The organism is Thalassospira sp. ER-Se-21-Dark (assembly GCF_017922435.1).
Taxonomy (GTDB): domain Bacteria; phylum Pseudomonadota; class Alphaproteobacteria; order Rhodospirillales; family Thalassospiraceae; genus Thalassospira.
Genome location: NZ_VDEZ01000003.1, coordinates 146715 through 161188 on the forward strand (window position 1 = coordinate 146715; position 14474 = coordinate 161188).

A 14474-nucleotide genomic window follows, 5' to 3' on the forward strand; every position below is an offset into this window, starting at 1 on the left:
TGATCTGGCACGCGATGATCATCTACGTGGAAATCAGACCAATCCTTGTCTGGTTGCGCAGAACGCATAGACTATCAGCGTGAATTGCCGTTGCCCTTAAAAGGTTACACAGGTAGTTTCCGCCAAACTTAATTCGCCATTCCATCACCAGCACCAAGGTCCATCCAACATGACCACGCGCAAGCCGATCATTGGTATCACACTCGATTCCGAAGAACCGGGGGGCTATTCCAAATTCCCGTGGTATGCGCTGCGTGAAAACTATGCCGGTGCAGTGACCGAGGCAGGCGGCATTCCCATGCCCCTGCCCCACGAGGTCGAACTGGTTCCCGATCTGCTGGACCTGATTGACGGGCTGGTGGTGACCGGTGGCGCGTTTGACGTGGACCCAAGCCTGTTTGGCGCGACGGAAAAACACGACACAGTTGTCACCAAGGATCGGCGCACCAAATTTGAATGGGCGATGGCCGAAGGCGCGCTTAAGCGCGACATGCCGGTTCTGGGCATTTGCGGTGGTCAGCAGCTTTTGAATGTTATTCTGGGCGGGTCGTTGATCCAGCATATCCCGGATGCGGTTGAAAACTGCCTGCCCCACGAACAGCCGAACCCGCGCAACGAGCCCGGCCATGATGTCACGGTTGAACCCAATACGCTTCTGGCCAAGATCGTTGGCGATGTGAAAAGTCTTTCGGTCAATTCCGCCCACCATCAGGCGGTGGCGGGCGTTGGCCCGGATGTGATCATTAATTCCTATGCGCCTGATGGCGTGATCGAGGGGATTGAACATCCGAAATATCGTTATTGTCTCGGGGTCCAGTGGCATCCCGAATTCCATATCAGTTCGGGCGATGCGAAGATTTTCGACGCCCTGATTTCCGAGGCCCGCAAATGAGCGACAAGAACACCACCCCGGATGACAACAAGCCCGAACGCATTGCCAAGCGCATTGCGCGATCTGGTGTTTGCTCCCGACGTGATGCCGAACGCATGATTGCCGAGGGGCTTGTGCGCCTGAATGGCAAGAAGCTTGATACCCCGGCGGTCACCGTCACCGACGAAGATGAAATCATCGTCGATGGCAAGCCGCTTCCGGAAAAGGAAAAACCGCGTCTTTGGCGCCTGTTTAAAAAGCGCGGTCTGGTCACCAGCCACCGCGATGAACAGGGCCGCGACACGGTATTTGAACATCTGCCAAGTTACGTTCCGCGCGTGATTTCGGTCGGTCGGCTTGATCTCAACTCCGAAGGGTTGCTGTTGCTGACCAACGACGGGGAGCTTGCCCGTTATCTTGAATTGCCGGCAACCGGCTGGGCGCGGCGTTATCGCGTGCGCGTGCATGGGCAAATTGACCCGGCCAAGCTCAAGCAGCTTGAAGACGGCGTTACGGTCGACGGCATCAATTACGGCTCCATCCATGCCGAGGTTGACGTTCAGAAAGGCACCAATGCCTGGATGACGGTGACGCTTCGCGAAGGCAAGAACCGTGAAATCCGCCGTGTCATGGAACATCTTGGCTGGCCAGTCACGCGCCTGATGCGTGTTTCCTATGGCCCGTTCCAACTGGGCAACCTGGCACCCGGCGAGTGCGAGGAAATCACCGGCAAGGTGATGAAAGAACAGTTGGCTGCGTTCTTCAAGGGTGACTATTCCAAGGTTTCCGAAAAGAAATCGGTTGCCCGTGGCGGCACATCGCGCCCGAAGGCCCCGCGCACCGTATTCGGCCAACCGGCACAGCGCAAACGCCCGCAAGGCGGTCCGAACGCCGCCGCCCAGAATGCCGAGGCCGACGAACAGCGTGAAACCCGCGAACGTCCGGCTAGTGGTGCTGCACGGAAAGGCCCGCGCATCGGGGCTGCCCCGCGTGCCGGTGGCCGTGGCAAACCCACTTCTGGCGGGGATCGCCAGGAACGCGATATGCGCGAAGAACGCGGATCATCACGCCCGACTAATAAGGGCCGTGGCCGTTACAGCGCCGAAGGCAAAGCTTCCGGTGGACGTGATGGCGGCCGCGACGGTGGACGTGATGGCGGACGGGGGACTGGTGGCCGCGAAGGCAAACCCGGCTTCATCGAAGGGCGCGGCCGTGGAAAGCCAACCGGCAAACCATCCGGAAAACCTGCTGGTCGTTCCGGCGATACCACACATAGTGCGCCCGGCCGCAAGCCGTCCGGCAACCGTCCGCGCGGCAAGAAGGACTAAGCTGAATGCGGATTGTCGGTGGCACCCATCGTGGCAGGCTTTTGAACGCACCGGAAGGACGTGATACGCGCCCGACCCTTGATCGGGTGCGCGAAGCCCTGTTTAGCATCCTGTCACACGCATCGCGCTGGTATGAGGATGACTTCAACCCGCTATTTGATGGCGTGATCCTTGATGCCTTTGCTGGGTCCGGTGCGCTTGGCCTTGAAGCCATTTCACGCGGGGCGGAACGCGCAGTGTTCTTTGACAATGACCGCAAGGCGATTGCGATCATCGAACAAAATATCGACACCCTTCGCATTGCCGATCAGGCAAGCGCACGGCGCGCGGATGCCACCAAACCACCGCGCGCAAGCACGCCGGCCAGCATGGTGTTTCTGGATCCGCCCTATGGCAAAGACCTGATCGAGCCCAGCATCACGGCCCTGGCCCAGGCCGGGTGGATTGATGATAACACCCTGATTGTTGCCGAACGCGATCCGCGCGATCCGGAAATCGCACTTGAAGATTTTTATCTGTGCGACAGTCGCAAATATGGCCGCTGCCAGATTGATATCGGGCGCTTTATCTCCTGATTGCAGCAAAGCTGCCCGTCAGCGCATTCTGTGATAGATTTGGATACCAGCACTACCGGTTGATCGTCATGAAACGCCTGTCCAATAGTTCACCAGACAAGGATTTTGGTCGCCTTTTGCGCCAGTGGCGGCGCACAAGCGATATCAAACAATCGCGTCTGGCCGATATTCTGGGCGTGACGCAGGCAACCGTTTCACGGTGGGAAAGTGGCGCGCAAAGCCCGGCCCCGCTGCAATATGGCCTGATCCATCAAATGATGACGCGCAAACGCAATTTCCGCCTTGATCAGGCGATCAAACGGCTGGTTTTGCATTCATCGCAGCGTGTCCACCTGATCGAAGACAGATCACACCGTCTTCTTTGTTTATCGCGCCCGCGTGAAAACGAGTGGCAACGTGACAGCACGCCGCTGCTTGGCACCTCGCTGTGGTGCTTTGCGACCCCGGAAATCGCATCAGCCGAAAAAAGCCTGCATGACCTTGGCTGGCACGAGGATCAGACCGATCACCTGACCTTTGAAAACTCCCGTCGGGAGGGCGCACCGCTGCGAATTGTCGATACCTATATCCTTTGGGAACGGTTTTTCCTGTCTGATGGCACGGCAGTGCGCCTGACCACCGGGTTTGATCAGAAGCCGGTTCACATCTGATACGGATCATCTGCGCATATTTTACCGGCGCATATTTCATACGTGGCATTTTTCCCAGAATATCGGTAATCAGGCCCTTCAAGTGCACCGATCCTGCCCCACGGAACTGATCCATGCAGCCCATCACCGCCGTTATCATTCTGTATGGACTTGGACTGACCGCCTCGATGCAGGTCGGTCTGATTGGCCCGATTGCGCCAGACTTGCGCGCAAGCTTCGGGCTTAGTCAGGCGGAATTCGGACTGGTGGCGTCCCTGATCACCGCAGCAGGCGCACTATATGCCATTCCAGCCGGTGTCTGGGCCGCGCGGGCGGGTTTAAGACGATCACTCGTCCTTGGCTGTATGATGATGATTGCGGGCGCACTGATCTTTGCCACCGCAAGCATGAGCAGCCTTCTATATGTCGGTCGGATTGTCACCAGTGTCGGCTATCTTCTGATTGTTGTTGGTGCGCCAAGCTGGATGGCCGGGTTCAAAAATCCCAAGCTTGTTGCCATGGCCATGAGCATCTGGGGCACCTTCATCCCGGTTGGCATTGCGTTGGGCAACTGGGTCAGTGCGGCTGTGGTGACATGGATGGACTGGCGGATCGCTGTTGGGGTTTGCACCCTGCCGGTTCTGGTTTTGCTGCCGCTTCTTGCCCTGATGGAAAAACCCGAAATCGCAACGGCGCGGCGATCGCTTGTTGTCGGGGTGCTCGGTGTCTTGAAATCGCGCGCTGCCCTTCAGGTGGCGCTGACCTTTGCCGCCTTTGCCGGTGCAACGTCGGCCGCTTTGGCATTCATGCCTGCCATGCTGGCCGATAACCTTGATATTGGCATTACGCTGTCGGCCGGGATCATCGGCACAACCGCAATTGCCGGAAATGTTATTGGCAGTGTTGGCGCCGGAACTGTTCTGGGTCGTGATGTTGCTGGCCGGACCATTCTGATTGTATTTTTGCCGATGATGGCGGCTGCCATTTCGACCCTCTATATCAGCACCTCTGTACCGCTTAGCATTACCGCACTGATCATCTTTAACATCTGTCAGGGCGCTGTTGCCGGGACGTGCTTTGCGCTTTTGCCAAGGATCGCCAAGGACGGCCTTTCCATGCCCGCCCTGCAGGGCATGCTGGCGCAATTCGCCGAGATTTTTGTCGTGATTGTTCCCCCATTTGCCGGGGCGATGATTGATCAAAACGGCTGGGCCGGGGCGGCAGTGGTTCTGGGTGGTTTTTACTTCGCAGGCTTCCTGATTACCCTACGAAAACCGGGCATAGCAGCCCATATTAGACAAAATTCATCTTAGAACTATACGATACGATGGCTTGACCTATCCGGCGAAGCAGGCGACTCTTCCCTCCCACACAAATCAAAAAGATTCAGGGAAGTGGAATGCATTTGATCAAAGCCATCTTTATCGGACTGGTATTGATCGGCATTTCCGTTCTTGCTGTCTTCTTCATCTGGCTGGCCCCGGTGGGGGCTGCCTATAGCGCCAAGATCATGTGCTCCGCCATTTTTGTCGATGGCCTGACATCGACACGGGCGCGCGATGTTGATGTTCTGGCCGATAACAATGCCCTTTTATCCCTGATCACCACCAATGTCGATCTGCGCAACCAGACTGTCAGTGCGCATGCCTTCGGGTTCCGCAAACGGTTTGCCGTTTATCGCCCCAATCTTGGCTGTACGCTGGCTGATGATCTGGATCATGTCGCGCAATTGCGCAATTCGACCCCGGTGATGCGACCGGTCACACCGCGCCCGCTTCTGACGACACCACCACCTGCCAATGTTGACCGCCGGGCCCTTAACAACATCCTGTTTGACGTCATGGATGAGCCGGGCCTGCATCCGGAACGGCGGACACGTGCGGTGGTGATCTTGCATGATGGCAAGGTGGTCGCCGAACGCTATGCCGCAGGCATAACAGCCGACACGCCGCTGCCCGGCTGGTCGATGACCAAAAGCGTTTTCAACGTCATCCTCGGTCGTATGCAGTTCGAAGGCATGATGCCCGACATCCAGGACCCGGTCCTGATCAACGAATGGCAGGCAGAGCCAAACGACCCGCGCGCAACCATCAATTACGATGACCTGCTTCGCATGCGAAGCGGGCTTGAGTTCGATGAAAGCTATGCCAATCCGCTATCAGATGTGGTGCAGATGCTGTTTATCGAACCTGCGGCGGCGGGCTATGCGGTATCCATGCCGCTTGAAAACACGCCGGGCGGTGATTTCGCCTATAATTCCGGGGCAAGCAACATCCTGTCAGCAGCCATCCGTAACCTGAGCGGCTCACGCTCAACCTATCTCAGCCGACCGACAGAGCTTCTGTTCCGTCCGCTTGGCATGAGCAGTGCGGTGATCGAAACCGACCCGGAAGGCTATTTTATCGCCTCAAGCTTCATGCATGCATCCGCACGCGACTGGGCCAAGATCGGCCAGTTGTTCCTGCAAGACGGTGTGTGGGAGGGGGAGCGCCTGCTGCCCGAAGGATGGGTTGGATATTCCACCAGCCCCGCCGCAGAAGACCCGTATGGTCTTTATGGCGCACATTGGTGGATTGATCTGCCCGGCAGCAGAAACAAGGATGGCACACCCCGCAATGACGTGCCGCAGATCCCCGAAGACGCCTATTTCGCACTTGGTCATGATGGCCAGTCGCTTACCGTCATTCCGTCCAGAAACCTCGTGGTGGCGCGTTTCGGCGTCACCCGCAATTCCGGCGCTTTCAAGCTGCGTCAGTTCATTGCCGATCTGAGTGCCATTTTCCCGGCGACTTCAGGTACCCCGGCGGATGCGCCGATCGGATCGGACGCCACAACGACCGGGGCAAATGACGGCTGATTACGCCGGTTGGTGCAATCAGAAAAGACCTGTCAGATACCCAACCACAGCACCGGCACCGACCACGGCCCAGACCGGGGCAATCCGCCATTGCAGGATTGCGAAGACCAGAATCACGCACCCGATATCAAAGACATCAAGATTGGCACCGGTCCAGATCGGGTCATACAACACCGCCGCCAGAAGGCCGACCACGGCGGCATTCACCCCCATCAATCCCGCCCGCATCGACGGTATATGCCGCACACGATCCCAGAACGGCAAAAGGCCGACCACCAATAACCATGCCGGCAGGAAAATCGCGATCAATGTCACAAGGGACGTGATGGCACTGACCCAAAGCCCCGTACTACCAGAGCCGGTATGCAGGGCTGCCCCCAAATAGGCGGCAAAGGTAAAGATCGGACCGGGTACGGCCTGGGTTGCGCCGTAGCCTGCCAGGAAAGTCTCGGCATCGACCCAGCCCGGTGTGACCACGGCATTTTGCAACAGGGGCAAAACCACATGCCCGCCGCCAAACACCAGGGCACCACTGCGATAAAAGCCGTCAATCACGGCAAAAAGACCGGTGGGATCAAGCTTTGCCAAAATAGGCAACAGAACAAGCAGAACAAAGAATGCGCAAAGGGCCGCAACAGCCCCCTTGGCCGAACGTGGTACATGTCCGGGATCGGCATCCGCGCCCACCTTGTCCCGAAGCAGCAAAAAGCCCGCCAGCATCCCGCCAAGGATGACGCCAAACTGCGCCATCACCGTTTCACTGGAGATCATGACCGCCGCGGCCAAGACGGCAAGAAGGGCACGCGGAATATCCGGACACAGGCTGCGCGCCATGCCAAGCAGCGCATGAAGGACAACCCCGACCGCCACCAGTTTAAGGCCGCGAATTATCCCCTCGACCGTGCCAAGATCAAACCCGACAAAGGCCATGCCAAGGGCGGCCAGCACAATCGCGGATGGCATGGTAAATCCAAGCCAGGCGACCAGTGATCCACGCAAACCACCAAGCGCCATGCCAATGCCCATGCCGACCTGCGAGCTGGCAGGTCCCGGCACGAACTGGCAAAGTGCGACCAGATCGGCATAGCGCGCATCACTCAGCCATTTGCGGCGCGCGACAAACTCTTCACGGAAATAGCCGATATGCGCAACCGGCCCGCCAAAACTGGTCAAGCCAAGACGCAGAAAGATCAGGAAGATTTGCCAAAGACCAACACCGCCAATCGTCAATGAAGGTGCTGGGTTATCCGTGGAACTTTTTGTGGTTTTATTTTGTGGCGTTGCATTTGGCATGTGATTTTCCTGCCCTACCCCTGATTTTGCCTGACCATACGCAATCGCACAAAGGCGGCAAAGCCAAAATCGGGGCCACAGCCATTCGTCACAATTCCATAACAAAACCCCGCCTGTGACGATCTGCCGCAGGCGGGGTTTTGGTTTGATCATTCACGCCTTAGCGGAAGGCTGGCTCGTCCAGGGACCGCAATTTGCGGGAATGGAGCTGATTGACGTCCTGACGGAGCGTATCAATCGTATCCAGACCCACCTGCAAATGCTGACCGATACGCTGGCGATAGAAATTATTCGCCATGCCGGGCAGCTTCAATTCGCCGTGGACCGGTTTGTCGGACACACACAAAAGCGTGCCATACGGCACACGGAACCGGAAACCGTTGGCGGCAATGGTGGCACTTTCCATATCGACCGCGATCGCGCGTGACTGGTTGAGGCGAACAAACAGTTCGCTGTATCGCAATTCCCAGTTCCGGTTATCGGTGGTCGCGACGGTCCCGGTGCGCATGCGCGCCTTCATTTCACGCCCTTTAAGGCCGGTGATTTTGGTGACCGAGTCAGCGAGGGCGACTTGCACCTCGGCAATTGGCGGCACCGGAATCCACAGTGGCAGGTCCGAATCAAGCACGTGATCGTCACGGACATAACCATGTGCCAAAACATAATCGCCAAGCAGCTGGCTGCGCCGCAATCCGGCACAGTGCCCCAACATCAACCAGCAATGCGGTCGCAGAACGGCAATATGGTCGGTTGCCGTTTTGGCGTTCGACGGCCCCACACCGATATTGACCAGCGTGACACCAAGACCGTCTTCGCGGATCAGGTGATAGGACGGCATTTGTGGCAGTTGCTTGACCGCTTCACCGCTTTCAACCCAGCCCTTCGGCGCGTTTTTGCGCACGCTGACTTTCGGTCCCGGCTCGACAAACGCGACATAGGGACTTTTCGGGTCATCAAGCTGCGCCTTGGCGAATTCGATGAATTCATCGACATAGCGCTGATAGTTGGTGAACAGAACGAACTTCTGGAAATGTTCGGGGGCTGTTGCCGTGTAGTGGCGCAGGCGTGCCAGCGAATAATCCACGCGTTCACCGGAAAACAGCGACAATGGCTTTGGCCCCGGGGTCGCGTTCGCACCGTAATGAACGCCATTGGCGATATCATCATCGGTCCGCGCCAGATCCGGCATATCAAAGATCAGCTGCATCGGGCGGATATCATTCGGACCGATACTGTCGGTTGCCGTTTCAACCAGAAACGGCACTGGAATCGGACGGTCCGACACCCCCACCACGACCGGAACGTCATGGTTTTTGAGCAGAAGTTCGATCTGCTCGCGGTAATATTCTTCAAACAGGTCGGGCCGGGTCAGGGTCGTTCCATAAACACCCGGATCGCGCGGTGCGCCAAATGACAGGGTGCTTTCGACATGCAGCTTTTCCGGCGGCACTTCGATGCCGAGATACGGATAATAGGCACGTATCGGGGAAGATTGTTGGCCTTGACCGAAACGGTTAAAGGCCTCTTGGACGGCGTTGGCACCGGTCGCATAAATATCCTTGATGCGCGCGAGTGCCCGGTCGGCGTCCGTGAATTCAAACAGATCGCGTACCGATCCATGGACTTCTGAAACCATATTGGTTGCTCCTTTTTGTTATTGTTGTTTGGGTCTTTTGCCAGATCACAAAGCATAAAACAGCGACGGATCAATGGCAAAACCCCTTGGAGCGAGAGATTTATCACCGCTCGCCCGGCTTCTGACAACCGAAAACTTTGCCATCACTTTCAATCCAGACGTTAAAACCGCTGATTTGTGGATATCGCAAAGTTTATAATTCGGACCTTTCCCGGCATTTTCAGAAGCTTATGAAATATATGTCGGGTCTATTTTCAAAAATTCCAAATGACAGTTTTGAGGAGACCGTCATAACCCGCAAGGTTTGCACGCAAAGCAGACGGCGTGACACCGCCGGTATTTTGAAAACAGGGCAAAAAAAATGCCGAAACCGGGGGACGGTTTCGGCAATTTCAGGGAAGGGCCTTAGACGTTGAGGGAAAAGACGATCAACCCTGATGTACTGTATTTATATGACCAATGGTCATTTATGTCAATTCTATTTGATTACAAGCGGCAGTTTGCGGTTTCGCGTTATGCTAGGACATCTGCCTCCTCGGCGATGCGCTGTAATTTTTCGAGTCGTCTTCGCGCAGAATTGTCGGTTGCCCACCGGTCACCAACTTCGGTGACTTCAAGCTTGTTAACAATCTTGGCAGCGCGCGGGTCACTCTCGACCAGACTTTCGATGTCCTGTTTTTCTTCGTCGTCTTCAAGCGTCCCGCGTACATAGCCAAGAATGTGATCTTTGCCATATATCGCAAGAACCAGGCTCATATCATGCGGCCTCCGAGACATAACGTGATGCGTGTTCACGGGCTTCGATTCGACCAACCGAGGCGCGCAGCTTGCGGCGTGCACGACCAACACGAGATTTGACCGTACCGATCTCGACACACATCTGATCTGCGGCATCCTGATAAGACACATCATCAACAGCGGTCAGCATGATCGCCTCGCGCTCCTGGGCTGGCAAATCTTCAAGCACACGGTCAGCATCACGAAGCTGCAAACGCGCCATCTGATTGCTGCCATGACCATAGACGTCGCCAAGATCGTCCCAGTCGACCTGCGGGCCACGCGTTTTTTCACGACGTTTTCCGGAAATGAACGTGTTGAACAGAATACGGTGCAACCAAGCCTTGAGGCTGGTGCCTTCTTCGAACTGGTCCTTTTTGCTGATGGCTTTCAACAGCGTGTCCTGGACCAGATCCTGAGCCATGTCGTTGCTGCCGGTCAGACGATATGCATGACGGCGCAGTGCAGGCACATGATTTTCGATTTCGTTCATCACTTGTTCAGACATCACAACCTCCTTGTTCGGATGTCCTGACCCTAACAAAAGAAAATAAAATTTAAAGTAAAATCGTATGTTTCACTTAGGCAATACAGGTACATCACCCAATATACATAGATACACCAACAGACTTACTTCACTCTCATTAATCAAAATGCGCAGCATACCTTAATAACGCATCATAATTACTTTACGTTACTTACGTTTATGGTTTCGGTTACGCCGGTTCAGCAAGATGGTTGTATTATGGAGAAAACAGCGGTAACGTAACTTACTCCAAAATTCTTGAACGCTTTGATTTTCAACGGCTTCAGACGGTCTTCAGAACCGCTGAAATTTATAGGAAACCCCACGTGCCGACGGCTAAAAGAACAGAAAAGCTTCAGATCATGCTCGATGATGAAGAACTGAAATTCATCGATGACTGGCGTTTTGACCATCGGATGCCGACACGCGCTGCTGCAATCCGCGAACTTATTCGCCGCGGTTTGGTATCAGAAGACGTCGATGACCCCGATACCGAGGGGAAAAGCACCACCGATTTCCGGATCGAGACGGAATAAAAAAGTTCGATTTTTGTGAAAAAAAGACCCGGCAAAATACCGGGTCTTTTTGTTTTGTCGTGTATTGCGGACCTGAATCAGCTCGTATCCTGCCGTAAATCGGGTTTGCGTCCCTCGAAAATGCGGGCGATTCCTGCGCCAAATCCGAGAACCAGCAACCACAATCCGTAATATCGGATCGCACGCGATGCCGTGATCGCAATCAGAAACAACCAGATCGGATAGGATGTCGCCCCTGCGGCCAGGGCTGCAAGCTGCATGGGAACCGGTGTAATACTGATTGCAAAGACCATCCAGAATCCGCCTTCGGCAAATCGGTCTTCCAGATCTTCGAATTCCTGCTGCCCACCGACCAGATCAATAAGCGGCTGGGCAAGGTCATCAAACAAAACCCACGCCAAAAGATATAAGGCCACGGCACCCAGCACACTGCCCGCCAGTGTTACGGATGCCACAATAAACCCGCGTGTCCGTGAAGCCGCCATGATCGGGGCAACAATGACTTCAATCGGAATCGGGATGATTGTCGTTTCAAGAAATGACGCGACAGATATACCGCCTAGTCCCTTGCGTCCCTCTGCAAGTTTGGCGAGGCGGGACTTGGCATATGCCAACCCGTTTTTTATGCGCAGTCCTGTTTTTTGATTATCGCCCGGCATATTCTGATCCTTGTTGGCGGTCCTGCCCCAAAATAAAAGCAGCCCGCCCGAAGCCGGGCGGGCTGCTAACCTCGGACGTCATCCGCCGAGTTCAGGTTGTGACGTCTTATTCGGCGGTCTGAGTATCCGAGATGGCCTTCTGCGCATCTTCAAGCGCATTTACAGTGTTGGCCTTCACATCTTCCCAGGTCTCCGCAGATGCATCCTTGGCGTTTTCCAGGGCATCGCTCAGCTCATCGCTTGCGCTGTCCCAGGCCTCAGCCATTTCTTCGACAGCATCTTCGCTGTCATCCTTAACTTCGGCAGAAACCTCGTCGTACTGTTCGCCAAGCTGTTTGGATTTGGCATCAACCCAGGCAAGGAAGTCTTCTTTCTGCTCGAACGTAAAGTCCTTGGCTTCTTCGTACTGGGCTGCAATTTCATTGCCCAACTCATTGGCGTCGGACTTCACTGCATCGTCGGTCGCCATGGTGTCCGAGCTGTCAGACCCGGCATAAGCCGGCGCCATTACAGAAACAGACATAAGTACAGTACCGATCATCAGCATATTCTTGTTCAACATCACAACCTCCTTATTAAACAAACACAGCACAATTACTTGCACGCTGCTTACCATTCACAACGGATGGTGCGAAAGAATGTTCCAATTGTGTTGATTTTATTTTCTGGAACCTTCTGGCGGAATGCACGTTTCATCTGCAAGCGCCCACAAAACGAAACGGGGTACAGCGCAATAAAGAATGCGCAATCCGATTTCACGGGCACGCTGTAAACAAAAGGAGTTTTAGTTATGGCACATAGCAGTATGCAGACCGTTGCGAAGGAAGTTCCCGTCGAGACTGGCGTGGACCGCAAGGATCGTCGCGAACTGGCGAAGATGCTGACCAAGATCGTTGGCTCGTCGCATGTACTGTATGCCAAAGTTCGTGGTGTTCACTGGAATGTTGTGGGTCCGGCTTTCTATTCGCTCCACAACATGACCGAGGAGCATTACGAGGACCTCAATACCGCCATTGACGATATGGCGGAACGCATCCGCGCCATCGGCTTTACGGCGCCAACGGGTCTCAGCGAGATGATGGAAAACTCGTCCATCAAGGATCAGACCAAACTTCTTTCGACCGAAGACATGGTGAAGGAACTGGTCGAGGATCACGAAAAAATGGCCCGCCTGCTGCGGGACGGGGTGGCTGCCGCCGAGGACGTTGATGATGTGAAAACCGCCGACATGCTGACCGAGCGGATCGGTGTTCACGAAGAAGCAGCATGGATGCTGCGTGCAACGATCTCGTAATCATGCCAATATGATATGATGAACCGGCGCCTTCGGGTGCCGGTTCTTTTTTGTGCCCCCAAAACAACGGTACAGCATGATGAAAAGCTCTGATCTGACTGGCAAGGTCCACTTGCTGCTGACGAAGTCGAAACTCCCCGACGAGTGGCGTGATAACGGCGCACAGCCGCTGCGCAATGTGTTCGAAGATGCCGGTTACAAGACCGAGTTGACGCTGTGCGATAACCCTGACGTCATCAAGGAACAGATCAGCACCACCTGTGCACCGGGCGATATCGTCGCGGTCGGCGGTGGTGATGGAACCATTAATGCTGTCCTTGATACCGTGATTTCGCAAAAGGTCGTTCTCATCCCGGTGCCGCTTGGCACGGCAAACGATTTTGCCCGCACCCTGACATTGCCTGACGATCTGATTGACGCGGCGCGCGCATCCATCCACGGTCAGATCAGAATGCTTGATATCGGCAGTGTGAATGACAAAAGCTTTGTCAATGCGGCCAGCATTGGCGTGCCGGCCGATGCGCGCAAACGCATCAATCCCGACCTTAAGCGGACCTTGGGGGCCATCAGCTATGCGGTTGCCAACTGGCAAAGCTGGCATGAAATGGATCCGCTTGATCTGACCATCACGTGCGGCAAAGACGACCCACAAGCCATGAAGCTGCGCCAGGTCACCATCACCAATGGCCGATATTTTGGCGGTGGATTACGCCCGAGCGAAACCAAAAGCCCGGAAGACGGTCTTTTGCACATGTTTGCCATTCGCGACAGTGTCGACACGCTCAGCGGCCTTGATATCGCAGCCGAGCTGTTGTTTGGCTCTGTCGATGACAGCAGCTATGCGACGTCAATTCAGTGCGACACGATCAAGGTCGATGGCGAAGACGGTGCGCCCATTCTTGCCGACGGCGAAATCATCGGCAAACTTCCGGCCAAATTTGCCATCCGTGCGGCAGTTCTGCCGGTCTTTGCCCCCAACAGTTTCGTCGACGAGGTTATCAATGACGGGGAGGCAAAAACCAAAACCTTGCCCCAGCAGAACGAGATTAATGACGTCATGCGCGACACGATTGATTTCGCCGTACGTCTTGAGGCGATTTACCCTGTCGCACAGAACAGCGCGCTCAAATCGCTTTGCCATGACGCGGCAGGCCATTTGCGCAGCCATGCCCGCCAGCTTGAATTGGGCGTGCGTCCCTTCGGGATCAATGCCGCCTCCCCCGACCCGGATCTTCAGAACCTTGAAGAACTCCGCGACAAGGTTATGGGCTGGTTGCTGGGCAATGCCGATACCCGCCTTGCCAATGGCCTGAAAGCACGTGCGGACACCCTGACAACGGAAATACACGCCATCACGCTGGACAACCAACCGACTGAGGTCTCGAAGGCCCTAGACGGGCTGGCAACGGAAATGGTCGATTTTTCCAAAACGCTGGATCGTATCGCCAAGGATCTCTAGAAACCACAAAGGCAGCCTCATCAGGCTGCCTTTT

The 14474-nt window shown here is 55.4% G+C and carries 15 protein-coding genes; 9 read left to right on the top strand and 6 right to left on the bottom strand.

Annotated elements, in window-relative coordinates:
* The first annotated feature begins 169 nt into the window (after positions 1-169).
* From FHI25_RS13380 to FHI25_RS13405, 6 genes are all read left to right on the top strand, one after another.
* On the top strand, positions 170-892 hold the full coding sequence (locus FHI25_RS13380) for a gamma-glutamyl-gamma-aminobutyrate hydrolase family protein (protein WP_120225540.1): 723 nt from the start codon (positions 170-172) through the stop codon (positions 890-892).
* Entirely contained in the window at positions 889-2199 is a 1311-nt protein-coding gene (locus FHI25_RS13385; RefSeq protein WP_210518548.1) for a pseudouridine synthase, read from the top strand. The genes FHI25_RS13380 and FHI25_RS13385 overlap by 4 nt, the downstream gene beginning before the upstream one ends.
* A gap of 5 nt (positions 2200-2204) precedes the next feature.
* Entirely contained in the window at positions 2205-2774 is a 570-nt protein-coding gene (gene rsmD, locus FHI25_RS13390) for a 16S rRNA (guanine(966)-N(2))-methyltransferase RsmD (RefSeq protein ID WP_210518550.1), read from the top strand.
* A 68-nt stretch (positions 2775-2842) separates the two neighbouring features.
* A complete protein-coding gene (locus FHI25_RS13395) occupies positions 2843-3424 on the top strand; it encodes a helix-turn-helix domain-containing protein (RefSeq protein ID WP_120225544.1) in 582 nt (193 codons plus the stop codon).
* A gap of 113 nt (positions 3425-3537) precedes the next feature.
* On the top strand, positions 3538-4716 hold the full coding sequence (locus FHI25_RS13400; protein WP_210518552.1) for an MFS transporter: 1179 nt from the start codon (positions 3538-3540) through the stop codon (positions 4714-4716).
* A gap of 86 nt (positions 4717-4802) precedes the next feature.
* Positions 4803-6260, top strand: coding sequence for a serine hydrolase (locus tag FHI25_RS13405; protein ID WP_210518554.1), 1458 nt, complete (start codon positions 4803-4805; stop codon positions 6258-6260).
* Between the two features lie 18 nt (positions 6261-6278).
* On the opposite strand, the gene chrA is transcribed toward FHI25_RS13405, so the two are convergent.
* The 4 genes from chrA to FHI25_RS13425 form a co-directional block, all read right to left on the bottom strand.
* A complete protein-coding gene (chrA, locus tag FHI25_RS13410; RefSeq protein ID WP_246879100.1) occupies positions 6279-7706 on the bottom strand; it encodes a chromate efflux transporter in 1428 nt (475 codons plus the stop codon).
* Positions 7707-7713: 7 nt separating this feature from the next.
* Positions 7714-9189 carry an AMP nucleosidase gene (locus tag FHI25_RS13415; protein WP_120225550.1) on the bottom strand — a complete coding sequence of 492 codons (1476 nt, stop codon included), beginning with the start codon at positions 9187-9189 and terminating at the stop codon, positions 7714-7716.
* Between the two features lie 513 nt (positions 9190-9702).
* Entirely contained in the window at positions 9703-9945 is a 243-nt protein-coding gene (locus FHI25_RS13420; RefSeq protein WP_064782177.1) for a hypothetical protein, read from the bottom strand.
* 1 nt (position 9946) lies between these two features.
* A complete protein-coding gene (locus tag FHI25_RS13425; RefSeq protein ID WP_064782178.1) occupies positions 9947-10474 on the bottom strand; it encodes an RNA polymerase sigma factor in 528 nt (175 codons plus the stop codon).
* A gap of 344 nt (positions 10475-10818) precedes the next feature.
* Here FHI25_RS13425 and FHI25_RS13430 point away from each other — a divergent pair, with 344 nt between their 5' ends.
* The gene (locus tag FHI25_RS13430) at positions 10819-11028 is read left to right on the top strand and encodes a hypothetical protein (RefSeq protein ID WP_064788974.1); all 210 of its coding nucleotides are present in this window, start codon (positions 10819-10821) and stop codon (positions 11026-11028) included.
* 77 nt (positions 11029-11105) lie between these two features.
* Here the strand turns inward: FHI25_RS13430 and FHI25_RS13435 are convergent, their stop codons facing one another.
* On the bottom strand, positions 11106-11687 hold the full coding sequence (locus FHI25_RS13435; RefSeq protein ID WP_210518558.1) for a VTT domain-containing protein: 582 nt from the start codon (positions 11685-11687) through the stop codon (positions 11106-11108).
* Between the two features lie 106 nt (positions 11688-11793).
* Positions 11794-12249: a hypothetical protein gene (locus FHI25_RS13440; RefSeq protein WP_064788976.1), complete on the bottom strand. Its 456-nt coding sequence runs from the start codon at positions 12247-12249 to the stop codon at positions 11794-11796.
* Between the two features lie 228 nt (positions 12250-12477).
* Here FHI25_RS13440 and FHI25_RS13445 point away from each other — a divergent pair, with 228 nt between their 5' ends.
* Both FHI25_RS13445 and FHI25_RS13450 read left to right on the top strand, forming a co-directional pair.
* Positions 12478-12981, top strand: coding sequence for a DNA starvation/stationary phase protection protein (locus FHI25_RS13445; protein ID WP_064788977.1), 504 nt, complete (start codon positions 12478-12480; stop codon positions 12979-12981).
* 76 nt (positions 12982-13057) lie between these two features.
* On the top strand, positions 13058-14440 hold the full coding sequence (locus tag FHI25_RS13450; RefSeq protein ID WP_246879101.1) for a YegS/Rv2252/BmrU family lipid kinase: 1383 nt from the start codon (positions 13058-13060) through the stop codon (positions 14438-14440).
* Positions 14441-14474: the final 34 nt, after the last annotated feature.